The organism is Streptomyces sp. NEAU-W12 (assembly GCF_026242095.1).
GTDB lineage: Bacteria > Actinomycetota > Actinomycetes > Streptomycetales > Streptomycetaceae > Streptomyces.
In genome coordinates this window covers 1-21,283 of record NZ_JAPJDM010000024.1, presented here as the reverse complement: position 1 = coordinate 21,283, position 21,283 = coordinate 1, and the positions used below count along the sequence as shown (strand labels likewise).

At 76.3% G+C, this 21,283-nt stretch carries 1 protein-coding gene; it reads left to right on the top strand.

What is annotated here, in order from left to right; genetic code table 11:
* Positions 1–405: 405 nt before the first annotated feature.
* Positions 406–21,283, top strand: a 20,878-nt coding sequence (locus ORI94_RS26855; protein WP_266080234.1) for a type I polyketide synthase, incomplete at its 3' end; no start/stop codon positions are given.

Genomic DNA, 21,283 nt, shown 5'->3' with positions numbered 1-21,283 from the left:
GCCCGGCCCACCGGCGGTGACACGCTCCGGCAGACCCGCCTTCCGGCCGCCCACATACTAGGGATTTCCGCAGACGTACCGCCCGAGACTGGGCCCATGGTCTGCGGAATCGTGTGCACGGCACGCGCGCTGCGCGCGTGCTCCGAAGGAACTGCCGCAGCGGTCCCCGCCCGGCGTCGTGCCGGGGGTCCGCCCCGGACGGGCGGGCCCCGGCACTCCGCACGGCCCGGTCCGCCCGACGGCTGAGGCCCCGTGCCGGGCACGCCTTCCCGGCCCTCGCCCCAGTCGTCCCCACTCCTTCGGACACCCCGGTCGTCCCGGCGCCGAACGGCCGCCCCGAACACCCGGTGTCCCCACCGGACCGCCAGCCGTCCGCCGGTCTTCTTCCAGATGGGTTGCGTTGAAATGGACAAGGAACAGAAGCTCCGGGACTACCTCAAGCGAGCGAGCGCCGATCTGAAGCGTTCGCGGCAGCGGGTGAGCGAGCTGGAGGCGGCGGCCACCGAACCCATCGCGATCGTCGGCATGGGCTGCCGGTACCCGGGCGGCGTGAACAGTCCGGAAGAGCTGTGGCGGATACTGGTCGCCGGTGAGGACGGCATCACCCCGATGCCCGGCGACCGGGGCTGGGAGGCCGCCATCGGCGACGGGCCCGCCGACTTCGCCGGCGGTTTCCTGCACGACGCCCCCGCCTTCGACGCGGACTTCTTCGGTATCTCGCCCCGCGAGGCCCTTTCCATGGACCCGCAGCAACGCCTGCTCCTGGAAACGTCCTGGGAGGCCTTCGAGCGCGCCGGGATCGACCCGTCCGGCGTCCGCGGCAGCCGTACCGGCATGTTCGTCGGCGCCATGCCGCAGGACTACCGCGTCGGCCCCGACGACGACGTCCAGGGCTTCCAGCTGACCGGCAACGCCACCAGCATCCTGTCCGGCCGGCTGTCCTACTTCTACGGAGCCGTGGGGCCCGCCGTCACCGTCGACACGGCATGCTCCTCCTCACTGGTCGCCCTGCACATGGCCGCCCAGGCACTGCGCGCGGGGGAGTGCTCGCTGGCACTGGCGGCCGGCGTCACCGTGATGGCGAGCCCCACCACCTTCGTCGAGTTCGCCCGCCAGGGCGGCCTCGCGGGCGACGGCCGCTGCAAGTCCTTCGCCGACGCCGCCGACGGCACCGGCTGGTCCGAGGGTGTCGGCGTCCTCGTCCTGGAGCGGCTCTCCGAGGCCCGCCGCAACGGCCACCAGGTGCTCGCCGTGGTGCGCGGCTCGGCCGTCAACCAGGACGGCGCCTCCAACGGCCTGACCGCTCCCAACGGCCCCTCCCAGCAGCGGGTCATCGAGGCCGCCCTGGTCAACGCCCGGCTCTCCGCCACGGAGGTCGACGCCGTGGAGGCGCACGGCACCGGCACCGTCCTCGGCGACCCCGTCGAAGCGCAGGCGCTGCTCGCCACCTACGGTCAGGGCCGCGACCCCGAACAGCCGCTGCTGCTCGGCTCGGTGAAGTCCAACATCAGCCACACCCAGGCCGCCGCCGGTGTCGCCGGCATCATCAAGATGGTCATGGCGATGCGCCACGACCTGCTCCCGCGCACCCTGCACGTGGACCGGCCGTCCACCCACGTCGACTGGACCGAGGGAGCCGTCCGCCTCCTCACCGAGCCCGTCGCGTGGCCGCGCCGGGAGAACGCCCCGCGCCGGGCCGGCGTCTCCTCGTTCGGCCTGTCCGGCACCAACGCGCACACCATCATCGAGGAGGCTCCCGCCGAGGAGCCCGCCGCCGACGGAGCCGAGGAGACCCCCACGGCACCCGCCGCCGAGCCCGGCGTCCTGCCGTGGCTGCTGTCCGGCCGCACCGCCGACGCCCTGCGCGAACAGGCCGGCCGGCTGCTGGCCCACCTGCGCGACCGGCCCGCGCTCACCGCCCTCGACACCGCCCACGCGCTGGCCACCACCCGGTCCGCCTTCGAGCACCGCGCCGCGTTCACCACCGCAGACCGGGACACCGCCCTCGTCGCCCTCACCGCACTCGCCGCCGGCGAGGACGCGCCGGGCCTCACCGTCCACCGGACGCGCGAACGCCCCAAGCTCGCCGTGCTCTTCTCCGGCCAGGGCTCCCAGCGCCCCGGCATGGGCCGCGACCTGTACGTCCGCTTCCCCGTCTTCGCGCGCGCCCTCGACGAGATCCTCGGCCACCTCGACGCCGGGCTCGACCGCCCGCTGCGCCCCCTCCTGCTGGCCGAGGAGGGCACCACCGAGGCGGCTCTCCTGGACCGCACCGGATACGCGCAACCCGCCCTCTTCGCCCTCGAAGTCGCCCTGTACCGGCTGGTCGAGTCCTGGGGCCTCACCCCCGACCACGTCACCGGCCACTCGGTCGGCGAGATCGCCGCCGCGCACGTCGCGGGCGTCTTCTCCCTGGAGGACGCCTGCGCCCTGGTCCTCGCCCGCGGACGGCTGATGGAGGCGCTGCCCGAGGGCGGCGCCATGGTCTCCGTCGAAGCCACCGAGGACGAGGTGGCCCCGCTCGTCGCCGAGCGCGCCGACCGGGTGTCGATCGCCGCCCTCAACGGCCCCTCGGCGGTGGTCGTCGCGGGCACCGCCGACGCCGTCGACGCCGTCGCCGCCCACTTCACCGCTCTCGGCCGCCGCACCCGGCGACTGCGCGTCTCGCACGCCTTCCACTCGCCGCTGATGGAGCCGATGCTCGCGGAGTTCCGGGATGTCGTCGCCGGGCTGGCCCCGCAGGCCCCCGCGCTGCCCGTGGTCTCCAACCTGACCGGCCGGCCCGCCACGGTCGAGCAGCTGACCTCCGCCGACTACTGGGCCGACCACGTCCGCAGCACCGTCCGCTTCGCCGACGGCGTCGGCTGGCTGGCCGGACACGGTACCGGCGTCTTCCTCGAACTCGGCCCCGACAGCACCCTGTCCGCACTCAGCCGCGCCTGCCTGGACGCCGCCGGACACGAGGACGCCGCCGTCCTGCCCGCCCTGCGCAAGGACCGCCCCGGGGCCACCGCGCTCACCGAGACCGCCGCCGGCCTGTACCTGCACGGTGCGCCGCTGCGCTGGGAGCGCTGGTTCGAGGGCACCGGCGCCCGCCGCGCCGACCTGCCGACGTACGCCTTCCAGCACCGCCGGTACTGGCCGAAGGGCGTCACCGGACTCACCGGCGACGTACGGGCCGCCGGCCTGGGCGCCGCCCACCACCCGCTGCTGGCCGCCGCCGTCACCCTCGCCAACTCCGACGGACTGCTGCTCACCGGCCGCCTCTCGGTGCGCACCCACCCCTGGCTCGCCGACCACACGGTGCGCGGCACCGTCCTGCTGCCCGGCACCGCCTTCCTGGAACTGGCGGTACGGGCCGGCGACGAGGTCGGCTGCGACCGCGTCGAGGACCTCACCCTCGCCGCCCCGCTCGCCCTGCCCGAGGACGGCGGCGTCCAGGTGCAGGTGTGGATCGGCAGCCCCGACGACACCGGCCGCCGCACTCTCAGCCTCTACGCCCGCCCCGACGGCGACGACGACCAGCCGTGGACCCGGCACGCCACCGGCACCCTCGCCCCCGGCGCCCGCCACGAGGACGGCTTCGACGCGGCCGTGTGGCCCCCGGCCGGCGCCGAACCGGTCGACCTGGACGGCTTCCACGACTCACTCGCCGACGCCGGATTCGGCTACGGACCGGCCTTCCGCGGCCTGCGGGCGGTGTGGCGGCGCGGCGAGGAGACCTTCGCCGAGGTCGCCCTCGACGCCGGAGCAGCCGATGACGCGCCCTCCTTCGGCCTCCACCCCGCGCTCCTCGACGCCGCCCTGCACGCCACCGCCTTCGCTCCGCTCGGCGAGGACGCGCGCGGCGGCCTGCCCTTCTCCTGGCAGGACGTCACCCTGCACGCCGGCGGCGCCGCCGAGGTCCGGGTCCGGCTCGTCCCGGCCGCCGACGACGCCGTGTCGATCGCCGTCACCGACGCCACCGGGGCGCCCGTCGCCTCCGTGGCCTCCCTGGTGCTGCGCGCCACCCCGGACGCACGCGCCACCGCGGCCTCCGCCCTGGAGCGGGACGCGCTGTTCGCCCTGGACTGGACCCGGCTCACGGCCTCGTCCGACGGCACCGCCCTGCCCGCCACCGTCGGCCTGCTCGGCACCGACCCCTTCGGCCTGTCCGCCGCCCTGTCCGCCGTCGGCGCGACCGTCACCGACGGCGGCGACGAGACGCCGGACCTGGTGCTCGCCCCCGTCGCCGGCGCGGGCGACGACCACCTGCTCACCTCGGTGCACGAGGTCGCCTCCCGCGCGCTCGGACACCTGAAGGACTGGCTCGACGGCCCGGCCCGTTCCGGTTCCCGGCTGGTGTTCGTCACCCGGGGAGCCGTCGCCACCGACGGCGGCGGTGTCACCGACCCCGCCGCGGCGGCCGTCTGGGGCCTGGTCCGCTCCGCGCAGACCGAGCACCCCGGCCGCTTCGGGCTGCTGGACCTCGACCCCGCGTCCACGGCCGACCCCGCCTCGGCCCTCCCGGCCGCCCTCACCGCCGACGAGCCGCAGACCGCCGTCCGCGACGGCGCGGTCCTCGGCGCCCGCCTCGCCCGGGTCCGCCCGCCCGCCGAGCGGGACACCCCTGCCTGGAACCCCGACGGCACCGTCGTGATCACCGGCGGCACCGGCGGCCTGGGCGGCGTCCTCGCCCGCCACCTCGTCGCCGAACACGGCGTACGGCACCTGCTGCTGGCCGGCCGGCGCGGCCCCGACGCGCCCGGTGCCGCCGAGCTGGCCGACACCCTGCGCGAGTCCGGCGCCGAGGTCACGCTCCGGGCGTGCGACGCCGCCGACCCCGACGCCGTCGCCGCGCTCTTCGCCGCGGTACCCGAGGACCGCCCCGTCACCGCCGTGGTGCACACCGCGGGCGTCCTCGACGACGGGCTGGTGGAATCCTTCACCAGCGACCGCCTCACCGCCGTCCTGCGGCCCAAGGCCGACGCCGTCTGGCACCTGCACCGGGCCACGCGCGACCTCGACCTCGCCGCGTTCGTCGTCTTCTCCTCCTTCGCCGGCACCGCCGGCGCCCCCGGCCAGGCCGGCTACGCCGCCGCCAACGCCTTCCTCGACGCCCTCGCCGCGACCCGGCGCGCCACCGGACTGCCCGGCCTCTCCCTCGGCTGGGGCCCCTGGGCGCCCGGCACCGGCATGACCGGCGAACTCACCGGGCACGACCTGCGCCGCCTGTCCCGCTCCGGCACGCCCCCGCTCGCCCCCGAGGACGGCCTCGCCCTCTTCGACACCGCCCTCACCCTGCCCCGCGCCGCCGTCCTGCCCGTCCGGCTCGACCTGACCGCGCTGCGCGGCGGGGGAGAGGTGCCGCCGCTGCTGCGCGGCCTGATCCGGGCCCGCCGCCGCACCGTGCGCACCGGCTCCGGGGCCGCCCTCGGCCTCACCCAGCGGCTGTCCCGGCTCGACGCGGAGGCCCGCACCGAGACCGTCACCGACCTGGTGCGCGCCCAGGTGGCCGCCGTCCTCGGCCACGCCTCCGCCACCGACGTCGACCCCGAACGCGCCTTCCAGGACCTCGGCTTCGACTCCCTGACCGCCGTCGAACTGCGCAACCGGCTCGCCTCCGTCACCGGCCTGCGCACCTCCGCCACCGTCGTCTTCGACTACCCCACGGTCACCGCGCTCGCCGCCCACCTGCTCGAGGAGCTGACCGGCGACGCCGAGCCGGACGCCCCCGCCCCCGCCGCCGCCCCGGCGGCCACCGCCACCGCCGACGACCCGATCGTCATCGTCGGCATGAGCTGCCGCTACCCCGGCGGCGTCAGCTCCCCCGACGACCTGTGGCGCCTGGTCACCGAGGGCACCGACGCGGTCGGCGGCCTGCCCGCCAACCGCGGCTGGGACCTGGACTCGCTGTACCACCCGGACCCCGACCACCCCGGCACCTCGTACACCCGCTACGGCGGATTCCTGCACGACGCGGGCGACTTCGACCCCGGCTTCTTCGGCATGAGCCCCCGCGAGGCGCTGGCCACCGACTCCCAGCAGCGGCTGCTCCTGGAGGCGTCCTGGACCGCCGTGGAACACGCCGGCATCGACCCGGTCTCCCTGCGCGGCAGCCGCACCGGCGTGTTCGCCGGCGTCATGTACAGCGACTACTCCGCCACCCTCGCCGACGAGCGCTTCGAGGGCCACCAGGGCAGCGGCACCGCGCCCAGCATCGCCTCCGGCCGGGTCTCCTACGCCCTCGGCCTGGAGGGCCCGGCGGTCACCGTCGACACCGCCTGCTCCTCCTCCCTGGTCGCCATGCACTGGGCGATGCAGGCCCTGCGCTCCAAAGAATGCTCCCTCGCCCTGGCCGGCGGCGTCACCGTGATGTCCACGCCGACCTCCCTGATCGAGTTCTCCCGTCAGCGCGGCCTGTCGCCCGACGGCCGCTGCAAGGCCTTCTCCGACGACGCCGACGGCGTCGGCTGGTCCGAGGGCGTCGGCGTCCTCGTCCTGGAACGCCTCTCCGACGCGCGCCGCAACGGTCACCGCGTCCTGGCCGTGGTCCGCGGCTCCGCCGTCAACCAGGACGGCGCCTCCAACGGCCTGACCGCGCCCAACGGGCCCTCCCAGCAGCGCGTCATCCGCCAGGCCCTGGGCACCGCCGGACTGGCCCCCGCCGACGTGGACGCCGTCGAGGCGCACGGCACCGGTACCAGCCTCGGCGACCCCATCGAGGCGCAGGCCCTGCTCGCCACCTACGGCCGGGACCGCGACCCCGAACGCCCCCTGCTGCTCGGCTCGGTGAAGTCCAACCTGGGTCACACCCAGGCCGCCGCCGGTGTCGCCGGCGTCATCAAGATGGTCATGGCGATGCGCCACGGCGAACTGCCGCGCACCCTGCACGCCGACCGCCCCTCCAGCCACGTCGACTGGGAGTCCGGCGCGGTCGCCCTGCTCCAGGAGCACACCGCCTGGCCCGAGACGGGCCGCCCCCGCCGCGCCGCCGTCTCCTCCTTCGGCATCAGCGGCACCAACGCGCACGTCGTCCTGGAACAGCCCGCGCCACAACCCGTGCCCCGCCCCGCGGGCACCGACGCCGAGGTTCCCGCCGTCCTGCCGTGGCTCCTGTCCGGCCGTACCCGGCCCGCGCTGCGCGCCCAGGCCGCCCGCCTGCTCGCATACCTGGACGAGCGCCCGGCCCTCGCCCCCGCCGATGTCACCCTCTCCCTGGCCACCACCCGGCCCGCGTTCGAGCAGCGCGCCGTCGCCGTCGGCACCCCCGGCGACGTACGGCGAGCCCTGGCCGCGCTCGCCGCCGACCGGCCCGACCCGGCGCTGGTCCTCGGCGAGAGCGGCGGAGCCGGCCGCACCGCCCTGCTGTTCACCGGGCAGGGCAGCCAGCGCCCCGGCACCGGCCGCGAACTGTACGCCCGGTACCCGAAGTTCGCCGAAGCCCTCGACGAGGTCGTGGCGAAGCTCGACCCGCTGCTCGCCGGTCCGGAGGGGGACTCCACGCCGCGCTCCCTCAAGGACGTCCTGTTCGCCGGGGAGGGCACCCCCGAGGCCGCCGCGCTCTACGAGACCGGCTGGACCCAGCCTGCCCTGTTCGCCCTCGAAACCGCCCTGTACCACCTGGTCCGCTCCTGGGGCGTGCGCCCCGGCGTGCTCCTCGGGCACTCCATCGGCGGGATCACCGCCGCCCACGCCGCCGGTGTCCTGTCCCTGGACGACGCCTGCACCCTGGTCGCCGCGCGCGCCCGGCTCATGCAGGCGCTGCCCGAGGGCGGCGCCATGTACTCCGTGCAGGCCACCGAGGACGAGGTGATGCCGCTGCTGGAGGGCCTGGAGGACCAGGTCTGTCTGGCCGCCGTCAACAGCCCCGGCTCCGTCGTCGTCGCCGGGGACGAGGACGCCGCCGAGCGCGTCGCCGCCCACTTCGCCGGCCAGGGCCGCACCACCCGCCGGCTGCGGGTCAGCCACGCCTTCCACTCGCCGCGCATGGACGCCATGCTCGACGCCTACCGCCGGGTCGCCGAGGGCCTGACCTACCACGAGCCGGCCGTCCCGGTCGTCTCCGACCTCACCGGCCGCCCCGCCACCGGCGACGACCTGCGCACCGCCGACTACTGGGTGCGCCACGTCCGCGGCACCGTCCGCTTCGCCGACGCGGTGCGCGCCGCCCACGAGGCGGGCGCCGCCACCTACCTCGAACTCGGCCCCGGCGGCTCCCTCGCCGCGCTCGCCGAGGACACCCTCGGTGGCGAGGCCGGCACCGACGCCGTCCCGCTGCTGCGCACCGACCGCCCGGAGGACGTCAGCGCCCTCGCCGCCCTCGCCCGCCTGCACGTGCGCGGGGTCCGCCTGGACTGGTCCGCCCTGCACACCGGCGCCGCCACCGTCGAACTGCCCACCTACGCCTTCCAGCACGAGACGTACTGGCCCGACACCACCGCCCCCGGCGCCCGCCGCGCCGCATCCGACCCCGCCGACGCCGCCCTGTGGACCGCCGTCGAACGCGGCGACGCCGACGGACTCGCCGGACTGCTCGGGCTGCGCGACGAGGAGCACGCCTCCCTGTACGCGCTGCTGCCCTCGCTGTCCTCCTGGCGGCGCGCCCGGCAGGAGAAGGCCGTCCTGGACGCCGCCCGCTACCAGGTCGCCTGGCGGCCCGCCACCGCCACCGGCGCCCCCGTCCTGGACGGCACCTGGCTGGCCCTCACCACCGCCGGCGACGAGGCCGGCGAGGTCCTCGACGCGCTGCGCGGCCACGGCGCCCTGCTCCAGCGCCTCGAACTCGACGCCTCCCACCTCGACCGCGACCGGCTCGCCGACGCCCTGCGCGCCGCCGGGGCCCCCGATGCCACCGGCATCCTGAACCTGCTGCCGCTCGCCGACGGCCCCCAGCCGACCGACAAGACATCCGGGGGCACCGCGGCCGGCGGCCTCCCGCCCGGCTTCGCCCTCGGCGTCGTCCTCGCCCAGGCCTGCGGCGACACCGGCACCACCGCCCCGCTGTGGACCGTCACCCGCGGCGCCGTCTCCACCGGCACCGACGACCCGCCGACCCACCCCGCCCGCGCCGCCCACTGGGGCCTGGGCCGGGTCACCGCCCTGGAACGCCCCGAGCAGCCCGGCGGCCTCGTCGACCTGCCGGCCGTCCTCGACGCGCCCGCCGCGCAGCGCCTGGCCGGCGTACTCGCCGCCCGCGACGGCGACGACCAGGTCGCCGTCCGCGCCTCCGGTGTGCTCGCCCGCCGCATCGTCCGCCACCCCGGCGCCGACCTGCCGCGCGAGGACGCCCTCACCGCCTCCGGCACCGTCCTCATCACCGGCGGCACCGGCGGTCTCGGCGCCGAGACCGCCCGCCTGCTGGCCCGCGCCGGCGCCGCCCACCTGGTCCTCACCAGCCGGCGCGGCCCCGACGCGCCGGGCGCCGCCGAACTCGCCGCCGAACTGGAGGAGTCGGGAACCCGCGTCACCCTCGCCGCCTGCGACAGCGCCGATCGCGACGCCCTCGCGGCCGTCCTCGCCGCCGTCCCCGAGGACACCCCGCTCACCGGTGTGGTGCACGCCGCCGGCGTCGGCCAGGCCGCGCCCCTGTCCACCACCCCGCTGGCCGACACCGCCGCCGCGATGGCCGCCAAGACCCTCGGCGCCGCCCACCTCGACAGCCTGCTCGACGGTCACGACCTGGACTTCTTCCTGCTGTACTCGTCCGTCGCCGGAGTGTGGGGCAGCGCCGGACAGAGCGCCTACGCCGCCGCAAACGCCTACCTCGACGCCCTCGCCGAGCACCGGCGCGCCCGCGGCCTGGCCGCCACCGCCGTCGCCTGGGGCCCGTGGGCCGGGACCGGCATGGCCCACACGCACCACTCCGTCTCCGACACCCTCGAACGCAGCGGACTGCGCCTGCTGGCCCCCGCCACCGCCGTCACGGAACTGCGCCGCGCCCTCGTCCAGAAGGACACCGCGGTCACCGTCGCCGACGTCGACTGGGAGCAGTACCACCCGGTCTTCACCGCCGTACGCGCCAGCCGCCTGTTCGACGAGATCGACACCGTACGCGCCCTGGCCGCCCCGGCGGGCACCACCGCGACCGTCTCCGAACTGGCCGGACGGCTGCGCGGACTGACCGGCGACGAGCAGGAGCGGCTCCTGCTGGACCTGGTGCGCTCCGAGGCCGCCCTCGTCCTCGGCCACACCTCCGCCGACGGCGTCCCCGCCAAGCGCGCCTTCCGCGACGCGGGCTTCGACTCGCTGACCGCCGTGGAACTGCGCAAGCGCCTCGCCGCGCTCACCGGCCTCGCCCTGCCCACCACCCTGGTCTTCGACCACCCCAACCCGGCCGCCCTCGCCCGCCACCTGCGGAACGAACTCCTCGGTACCGGCGACAGCGCGTCCGTCGCCACCGCCGGCCCGGGCGCCACCGACGAGCCCATCGCCATCATCGGCATGAGCTGCCGCTTCCCCGGCGGCGCCCGCTCCGCCGACGCGTTCTGGCGGCTCGTCGCAGACGGCACCGACACCATCTCCGAGTTCCCCGTCAACCGGGGCTGGGACGCCGACGCCCTCTACGACCCCGACCCCGACAACCCCGGCACCACCTACTCCACCCTCGGCGGCTTCCTGCACGACGCGGGCGAGTTCGACCCCGGTTTCTTCGGCATCTCGCCCCGCGAGGCCGTCACCATGGACCCGCAGCAGCGGCTGCTGCTCGAGACCACCTGGGAGGCGTTCGAGCACGCAGGGATCGACCCCGCTTCGGTGCACTCCACGCCCACCGGCACCTTCATCGGCTCCACCTACCAGGACTACGGCGTCGCCATGGACGACGGCTCCGCCGGGCACGCCGTCACCGGCTCCAGCCCCAGCGTCCTGTCCGGACGACTCGCCTACACCTTCGGCCTGGAGGGCCCGGCGGTCACCGTCGACACCGCCTGCTCCTCCTCCCTGGTCGCGCTGCACCTGGCCTGCCAGTCGCTGCGCAACGGCGAGAGCAGCCTCGCCCTCGCGGGCGGCGCCACCGTCATGACCAACCCGATGTCGTTCATCGCGTTCAGCCGGCAGCGGGCCCTGGCCCGCGACGGACGCTGCAAGGCGTTCTCCGACGACGCCGACGGCATGACCCTCGCCGAGGGCGTCGGCGTCCTCGTCCTGGAACGCCTCTCCGACGCCCGCCGCAACGGACACGAGGTCCTCGCCGTGGTCCGCGGCTCGGCCATCAACCAGGACGGCGCCTCCAACGGCCTGACCGCGCCCAACGGGCCCTCCCAGGTCCGCGTCATCCGCCAGGCCCTGGGCGCCGCCGGACTGGCCCCCGCCGACGTGGACGCCGTCGAGGCGCACGGCACCGGTACCAGCCTCGGCGACCCCATCGAGGCGCAGGCCCTGCTCGCCACCTACGGCCGGGACCGCGACCCCGAACGCCCCCTGCTGCTCGGCTCGGTGAAGTCCAACATCGGCCACACCCAGTCGGCCGCCGGTGTCGCCGGCATCATCAAGATGGTCATGGCGATGCGCCACGGCACCCTGCCGCGCACCCTGCACGCCGACCGCCCCTCCAGCCACGTCGACTGGGCCGACGGCGCCGTCCGCCTCGTCACCGGGACCACCGACTGGCACAAGGACGACGCCCCGCTGCGCTGTGCCGTCTCCTCCTTCGGCATCAGCGGCACCAACGCGCACGCCGTCCTGGAACAGGCGCCCGCCGGCCCGGGACCCGCCGAGGCCCCCGAGCCCGCCCTCCCGGCCGGTGGCACCCTGCCCTGGATCCTGTCCGCCGCCGCCCCCGCGGCGCTGCGCGGCCAGGCCCGCAACCTCGCCGACCACGTGACCGCCGCCGAGCCGCACCCCGCCGACGTCGGCCACACCCTGATCACCGCCCGCTCCGTGCTGGAGCACCGCGCCGTCGCCCTCGGCACCACCACCGGCGAACTCACCGACGCGCTCACCGCGTTCGCCGACGGCGAGTCCACCGCCCAGGTCGTGAGCGGCACCGCCGACACCGACGGCCGCACCGTGTTCGTCTTCCCGGGACAGGGCTCCCAGTGGGCCGGCATGGGCGCCGAACTCCTCGACGTCTCAACCGTGTTCGCCGAGCGGCTGCAGGAGTGCGCCGCCGCGCTCGCCCCGTTCACCGACTGGTCCCTCGTCGACGTCATCCGCGGCGCCGACGGCGCACCCGACTTCGAGCGCGTCGACGTCGTCCAGCCCGCCACCTGGGCCGTGATGGTGTCCCTGGCCGAGCTGTGGCGTGCCCACGGCGTCACCCCGGACGCCGTCGTCGGCCACTCCCAGGGCGAGATCGCCGCCGCCGTCGTCTCCGGCGCCCTGTCCCTGGAGGACGGCGCCCGTGTCGTCGCCCTGCGCAGCCAGGCCATCGGCCGCGTCCTGGCCGGCGCCGGCGGCATGATGTCCGTCCAGCTTCCCGCCGCCGAGGCCGAGGAGTACCTGACCGCCCACGACGGCGCCGTCTCCGTCGCCGCCGTCAACGGGCCCCGCTCCGTGGTCCTCGCCGGCACCCCCGACGCGCTCGACGCCCTGCACGCCGAGTTCACCGCCCGGGACGTACGCGCCCGCCGCGTCGCCGTGGACTACGCCTCCCACTCCCCGCAGGTCGAGCGCATCCACGACGAACTCCTCGACCTGCTCGCCCCCGTGACGCCCCGCCAGCCACGGGTACCGTTCCACTCCACGGTCACCGGCGAGATCCTCGGCACCGCCGCCACGGACGCCGCCTACTGGTACCGCAACCTGCGCCGGACCGTCCGCTTCGAGGACGCCGTACGCGCCCTCCTCGGCGCCGGGCACACCGTGTTCGTCGAGATCAGCCCGCACCCCGTGCTCACCATGGCGGTGCAGGCCACCGCCGAGGAGACCGGCGACCACGTCGCCGTCACCGGCACCCTGCGCCGCGAACAGGGCGGCACCGGCCGCTTCCTGTCCTCCCTCGCCGAGCAGTGGGTCCGCGGCGGCCGCGCCGACTGGACCGCCGTCTACGCCGGATGCGGCACCCGCAGGACACCCCTGCCCACCTACGCCTTCCAGCGCGAGCACCTGTGGACCGAGGCGGCGCCGCCGCGCACCACGGGCGAAGGCGACCCCGCCGACGCCGAGTTCTGGACCGAGGTCGAGCAGGAGGACGTCGACTCCCTCGCCACCCGCCTGCACCTGGACCGTGACGCACTCGCCCCCGTCCTGCCCGCCCTGTCCACCTGGCGCCGCCGGCGCCGCGACCGCTCCACCGTCGGCTCCTGGCGCTACCGCGCCACCTGGAAGCCGCTCGGCGCCCTGCCCGACGCCGCCCTCACCGGCACCTGGCTGCTGGTCACCGCCGACGGCACCGACTCCGCCCACACCACCGCCGTACGGGAGGCGCTCACCGCGCACGGCGCCGACGCGGTGCCGCTGCACCTCGATGCCGCCGACACCGACCGCGGCCACCTCGCCGCCCGCCTGCGCGACCTGCCCGAACCCACCGGCGTGGTGTCGCTGCTGGCCGCCGCCGAGGACACCGGCACCCTCCACCCCGCGCTGCCCGCCGGGCTCGCACTCTCCGTCACCCTGGTGCAGGCCCTCGGCGACGCCGGAATCGACGCGCCCCTGTGGGCGCTGACCCGCGGCGCCGTCTCCACCGGCCGCGCCGACCGGCTCACCCGGCCCGCGCAGGCCATGGTGCACGGCCTCGGCTGGACCGCCGCGCTGGAACACCCGCAGCGCTGGGGCGGCACCGTCGACCTGCCCGAGACCCTCGACCACCGCGCGGCGCAAAGGCTCGCCGCCGTCCTCACCGGCAGCACCGGCGAGGACCAGCTCGCCGTCCGCGCCTCCGGCGTCCTCGCCCGCCGTGTCGCCCCCGCGCCCGCCCCGGCCGGCGGCCCCGGCTGGAGCCCGCGCGGCACCGTCCTGGTCACCGGCGGCACCGGCACCCTCGGCCCCCACCTGGCCCGCTGGCTCGCCGACCAGGGCGCCCGCGACCTGGTGCTCACCAGCCGCCGCGGCGACAGCGCGCCCGGAGCGGCCGAACTCGTCGCCGAGCTCGCCGACCGAGGCTGCACCGCCACCGTCGCCGCCTGCGACGTCACCGACCGGGACGCCGTCGCCGCGCTCCTGGACCGGCTCGCCGCCGAGGGGCGCACCGTCCGCAGCGTCTTCCACACCGCCGCCGTCATCGAACTCCAGTCGATCGACGAGACCAGCCTCGACGCCTTCGCCAGGGTCGTGCACGCCAAGACCGCCGGCGCCGCCCACCTCGACGACCTCCTCGACGACGACCAGCTCGACGCCTTCGTCCTCTACTCCTCCACCGCCGGCCTGTGGGGCAGCGGCCGGCACGCCGCCTACGTCGCCGCCAACGCCCACCTCAACGCGCTCGCCGAGCACCGCCGCGCCCGTGGCGCCCGCGCCACCGCGATCTCGTGGGGCATCTGGGCCGACGACATGAAGCTCGGCCGCGTCGACCCCAGCCAGATCCGCCGCAGCGGACTGGTCTTCATGAACCCCGAGCTGGCCCTCGCCGGGCTCCGGGGGGCCCTCGACGCCGACGAGGGCGTCCTCGCCGTCGCCGACGTCGACTGGGACCGCTACCACCCGGTGTTCACCTCCTCGCGACCCACCGACCTGTTCGAGGACGTCCCCGACGTACGGCGCCTGACCGAGGAGTCGCAAACCCGCGCCGCCGACGGCGGTGAGTTCGCCGGCCGGCTGCGCGCGCTGCCCGCCGGCGAACAGGACCGCCTCCTGCTGGACCTGGTCCGCTCCGAGGCCGCCACCGTCCTCGGCCACGCCTCCCCGGACGTACTGTCCGAGCGCCGTGCCTTCCGCGACGTCGGCTTCGACTCCCTGACCGCCGTCGACCTGCGCAACCGGCTCGCCGCAGTCACCGGCCTCACCCTCCCGAGCACCCTCGTCTTCGACTACCCGGACCCGCTCACCCTCGTCGCGCACCTGCGCGGCCTCATCGGCGGCCCCGGCACCGAGGACGGCGGACCGGTGCGCACCACCGCCGCCGCCGACGACGAGCCCATCGCCGTCGTCGCCATGAGCTGCCGCTACCCCGGCGGCGTCACCTCCCCCGAGGCCCTGTGGGACCTCGTCGCGGCCGGCGGCGACGCCATCACCGGCTTCCCCGCCGACCGCGGCTGGGACGCCGACGCCCTCTACGACCCCGACCCCGACAAGCCCGGCACCACCTACTCCACCCAGGGCGGCTTCCTCCACGACGTCGCCGACTTCGACGCCGGCTTCTTCGGGATCTCCCCGCGCGAGGCCCTCGCCATGGACCCGCAGCAGCGGCTCCTGCTGGAGACGGGCTGGGAGGTCCTGGAACGCGCCGGCATCGACCCCGCCACCCTCCGCGGCAGCCTCACCGGCACCTTCATCGGCGCCAGCTACCAGGACTACACGGCGGGCGGCGCCTCCTCCGAGGGCGCCGAGGGCCACCTCATCACCGGCACCATCTCCAGCGTGATGTCCGGCCGCCTCGCCTACACCTTCGGCCTGGAGGGCCCGGCCGTCACCCTGGACACCGCCTGCTCCTCCTCGCTCGTCGCACTGCACCTGGCCTGCCAGTCGCTGCGCAACGGCGAGAGCACCCTCGCCCTCGCCGGCGGCGTCAGCGTCATGGCCACCCCCAGCGCCTTCACCGGCTTCAGCCGCCAGCGCGCCATGGCCCCCGACGGCCGCTGCAAGGCGTACGCCGAGGGCGCCGACGGCATGAGCCTCGCCGAGGGCGTCGGCCTCGTCCTGGTCGAACGGCTCTCCGACGCCCGCCGCAACGGCCACCCCGTGCTCGCCGTGATCCGCGGCTCCGCCGTCAACCAGGACGGCGCCTCCAACGGCCTGACCGCCCCCAACGGCCCCTCCCAGGCCCGGGTGATCCGCCAGGCCCTCACCAACGCGCACCTCACCCCGGCCGACGTCGACGTGGTCGAGGGGCACGGCACCGGCACCGCGCTCGGCGACCCCATCGAGGCGCAGGCCCTCCTCGCCACCTACGGCCAGGGCAGGCCCGCCGGCCGGCCGCTGCTGCTCGGCTCGGTGAAGTCCAACATCGGCCACACCCAGATGGCGTCCGGCATCGCCGGCGTCATGAAGATGGTCATGGCGATGCGCCACGGCACCGTCCCGCCCACCCTGCACGTGGACACCCCTTCCAGCCACGTCGACTGGAACTCCGGCGCCATCGACCTGGCCACCGGCACCGTGCCGTGGCCCGAGACCGGCCGGCCCCGCCGCGCCGCCGTCTCCTCCTTCGGCCTCAGCGGCACCAACGTCCACACCGTCGTCGAACAGGCCCCCGACACCCCGGACGTGGAGGTGCCGCAGTCCGCGCCCGCCGCGGACCCCGGCACCCTGCCGGCCGGCGTGCCGCTGGTCCTGTCCGCCCGCACCGCCCCCGCCCTGCGCGCCCAGGCCGCCCGCCTCCTCGAGTACACCGAGGCCCACCCGGAGCTGCCGCTGCTCGACGTGGCCCACTCCCTGGCCACCACCCGCGGCACCCTGGAACACCGCGCCACCGTCCTCGCCGGCGACCGCGACGGGGTCCTGCGCGCCCTGACCGCCCTGCGCGACGGCACACCCGACGGCGCCCTCGTCGCCGGCGCCCCCTCCCGAGGCCGCCTCGCCTTCCTGTTCACCGGACAGGGCAGCCAGCGCGCCGCCATGGGCCGCGAACTGTACGGCCGCTACCCGGCCTTCGCGGACGCCCTGGACGACGTCCTCACCCGCTTCGACCAGGAACTCGAACACCCGCTGCGGGACGTGCTGTTCGCCGAGGAGGGCACCCGGAAAGCGGACCTCCTGCACGACACCGCCTACACCCAGCCCGCCCTGTTCGCCCTCGAAGTGGCCCTCTACCGGCTCGTGGAGTCCTGGGGCACCGTCCCCGACAGCGTCGCCGGCCACTCCATCGGCGAACTCGCCGCCGCCCACGTCGCGGGCGTCCTCTCCCTGGACGACGCCTGCACCCTCGTCGCCGCCCGGGGCCGCCTCATGGCCGCCCTGCCGGCCGGCGGCGCCATGGTCGCCGTACAGGCCGCCGAGGACGAGGTGATGCCGCTGCTGGAGGGCCTGGGGGACCAGGTCTGTCTGGCCGCCGTCAACGGCCCGCGCGCCGTCGTCCTGTCCGGCGAGGAGGACGCCGTCACCCGGACCGCCGCCCGGCTCGCCCGGGACGGCCGCAAGACCCGCGCCCTGCGCGTCAGCCACGCCTTCCACTCGCCGCGCATGGACGCCATGCTCGACGACTTCGCCCGGGTCGCCCGCAGCCTCACCTACCACCTGCCGTCCGTCCCGCTGGTGTCCACCGTCACCGGCGAGCCCGCCGCCACCGACGCGCTGCGCAGCCCCGACTACTGGGTCCAGCAGGTCCGCGCCACCGTCCGCTTCGCCGACGCCGTGCGCACCCTCGCCCGGCAGGGCCACACCTCCTTCCTGGAACTCGGCCCCGACGGCATCCTGTCCGCCGCCGCACGCGACACCCTCGACGCCGCCGAAGACGCCGACACGCCGGCGCACACCGACGTGACCACGGTGCCCGCGCTGCGCCGCGACCGCGACGAGGCCACCGCCCTCACCACCGCCCTGGCCCGCGTCCACGTCCACGGCACCCGTGTGGACTGGTCCGGCGTCCTGCACGGCACCGGCGCCCGCCGCGTCGACCTGCCCACCTACGCCTTCCAGCACAGCCGCTACTGGCCCGACACCACCCACGGGCCGGCCCCGGCGACCGCGGCCGGCCCGGCCGACGGCGCGGACGCCGCGTTCTGGTCCGCCGTGGAGCGAGCCGACCTGCCCGCCCTCGGCGCCGACCTCGGCCTCGACGACGACACCCTCGCCGCCCTCGTGCCCGCCCTGTCCGCGTGGCGGCGCCGCCGCACCGAACGGGTCGCCGCCGACGCCCGCCGCCACCGCGCCGTGTGGAAGCCGCTGGACGGTGCCCCCACCGCGCGGCCGGGTGGTACCTGGCTCGTCCTGCTCCCGGCCACCGGTCCCGAGACCGACACCGACGTGACCGAACTGCCGGACATCCTCGGCCTGCACGCCCTACGCGTGACCACCGACGGCCGGGACCGCACGGGCCTCGTCGGCCTGCTGCGGGAACTCCCCGTGCCCGACGGCGGTTTCACCGGCGTCCTGTCCCTGCTCGCCCTCGGTGCGGACGACTCCGGCACGGACGACCCCGCCGGCCTCGGCGGTGTCCTGCCCACGGCCACCGCCGTGCAGGCCCTCGGGGACGCGGGGATCCACGCCCCGCTGTGGCTCCTCACCCGCCAGGCCGTCACCACCGGCCGCGCCGACCGCCTCGCCCACCCCGGGCAGGCCGCCGCACGGGGCCTCGTCCGGGTCGCCGCCCTGGAACACCCCGAACGACGCTTCGGCGTCGTCGACCTCCCCGAACACCTCGACCCCCAGGCCGTACGCCGCCTGGCCCACCTCCTGGCCGAACCCGGCGACGAGACCGACCTCGCCGTCCGCACCTCGGCCACCTACGCCCGCCGTCTGACCCACCACCCCGCCCCCGACGGCACGGCCCCCCGACGGTTCGCCCCCGAGGGCACCGCCCTGATCACCGGCGGCACCGGCGCGCTCGGTGCCCACGTCGCCCGCCGCCTCGCCGAACGCGGCACCCCGCACCTGCTGCTGGCCAGCCGCCGCGGCATCGACGCGCCCGGTGCCGACGACCTCGCGGCCGAACTGCGGGAACTGGGCGCCGAGGTGACCGTGGCCGCCTGCGACACCGCCGACCGCGACGCCCTCGCCGCCCTCCTCGCGGCCGTCCCCGCCGAACATCCCCTCACCGCGGTCATCCACACCGCCGGCGTCCTCGACGACGGCGTCCTCGACGCGCTCACCCCCGAACGGTTCGACACCGTCCTGCGGGCCAAGGCACACTCCGCCGCCCACCTGCACGAACTGACCCGCGAGAGCGGCCTCACCGACTTCGTGCTGTTCTCCTCCACCGCCGGCAGCCTCGGCGCCGCCGGCCAGGGCAACTACGCGGCCGCCAACGCCTACCTGGACGCCCTCGCCGAACACCGCCGCGCCGCCGGCCTGCCGGCCACCTCCGTCGCCTGGGGACCCTGGGCCGGCACCGGCATGGCCGGCCACGGCACCGGAGTGGAGGACCGGGTCCGCCGCGGCGGCTTCACCCCGATGAGCGCCGAGGACGCGCTCGCCGCCCTCGACACCGCCGTCGAGCACGGCGACACCGCGCTCACCGTCGCCGACATCGACTGGCAGCGGTACGCGACGGTCTTCGCCGCCAACCGCCCGCTCGTGCGCGACCTGCCCGAACTGCGCGCCACCACCGCCGGCTCCGCGACCGCGGCCACGACCGCCGGCCCGGTGCTCGGCCGGGAACTCGCCGCGCTCACCGGCCCCGCCCGGCAGCGGTACGTCCTGGACCTCGTGCGCGCCCAGGTCGCCGGCGTCCTCGGCCACCCCGACCCGGCCGCCGTCGAACCCGACCAGGCCTTCACCGACCTCGGCTTCGACTCGCTGACCACCGTCGAACTGCGCAACACCCTCAACGCCACCACCGGCCTGAAGCTGCCCGCCACCCTCGTCTACGACCACCCCACCACCCGCGACCTGGCCGCCCACCTCCTCACCGAACTGCTCGGCACCCTGCCCGAGCCGGCCGACGGCCGCGCCGCCGTGGACACCACCGCACGCGCGACGGACGACGACCCCGTGGTCATCGTCGGCATGGGCTGCCGCTTCCCCGGCGGCGTCGACTCACCCGACGACCTGTGGGACCTGCTGTACGACGGCCGCGACGCCATCACCGGCTTCCCCGCCGACCGCGGCTGGGACCTCGACGCCCTCGCCCGCGGAGGCTCCGCCACCCTGGAGGGCGGATTCCTCGACGGCGCCGGCCTCTTCGACGCCGCCTTCTTCGGGATCTCCCCGCGCGAGGCCCTCGCCATGGACCCGCAGCAGCGCCTGCTCCTCGAGACGTCCTGGGAGGCCCTGGAGCGCGCCGGCATCGACCCGGCGGGCCTGCGCGGCAGCGCCACCGGCGTCTTCGTCGGCACCAACGGCCAGGACTACGCGACCATGCTGCGCCGCGGCACCACCGACGTGCAGGGCCACGCCGCCACCGGCACCACCGCCAGCGTCATGTCCGGCCGGCTGTCCTACACCCTCGGCCTGGAGGGCCCGGCCGTCACCGTCGACACCGCCTGCTCCTCGGCGCTCGTCGCCCTGCACATGGCCGCCACGGCACTGCGCTCCGGCGAGTGCTCCCTGGTCCTGGCCGGCGGTGTCTCGGTGATGTCCAGCCCCGACGCCTTCGTCGAGTTCACCGCCCAGGGCGGCCTCGCCGGCGACGGCCGCTGCAAGGCCTTCGCCGACTCCGCCGACGGCACCGCCTGGTCCGAGGGCGCCGGCGTCCTCGTCCTGGAGCGCCTGTCGGACGCCCGCCGCAACGGACACCCCGTGCTCGCCGTGGTCCGCGGCGCGGCCGTCAACCAGGACGGCGCCTCCAACGGCCTGACCGCCCCCAACGGCCGCGCCCAGCAGCGCGTGATCCGCCAGGCCCTCGCCGACGCCCGCCTCACCCCGGCCGACGTCGACATGGTCGAGGCGCACGGCACCGGCACCACCCTCGGCGACCCCATCGAGGCACACGCCCTCATCTCCGCCTACGGCACCGAACGCGACCCGGAGCACCCGCTGCTGCTCGGCACGGTCAAGTCGAACCTGGGCCACACCCAGGCCGCCGCCGGTGTCGCGGGCGTCATCAAGACCGTGCTCGCCCTGCGCCACGGCGAACTGCCCCGGACCCTGCACGTCGACACCCCGTCGACCCACGTCGACTGGTCCGACGGCACGGTCGCCCTGCTCCGCGAGCGCCGCGCCTGGCCGGAGACCGGCCGGCCCCGCCTCGCCGGAGTCTCCGCCTTCGGCGTCAGCGGCACCAACGCCCACGTCCTGCTGGAACAGGCTCCGGCGGACGCGGAGCCCCGCGGTGACGCGGCACCGGTGGCGCCCGCCGAGGTGCCGTGGCTCGTCTCCGCCCGCACCCCCGAGGCCCTCACGGACCAGACCGAGCGACTGGTGTCGTTCACCGCCGCCCACCCGGACGTCCAGGCCCTCGACACCGCCTACACCCTGGCGTCGGGGCGGTCGTTGTTCGAGCACCGGGCGGTGCTTCTCGCGGGCGCGGCGGGTGCGGCGGGGGAGCGGCCGGTGGAGGTGGCGCGTGGTCGTGCTGCCGAGCGGTCGCTGGCGGTGCTGTTCTCGGGTCAGGGTTCGCAGCGGGCCGGCATGGGCCGTGAGCTGTATGCCCGGTTCCCGGTGTTCGCGG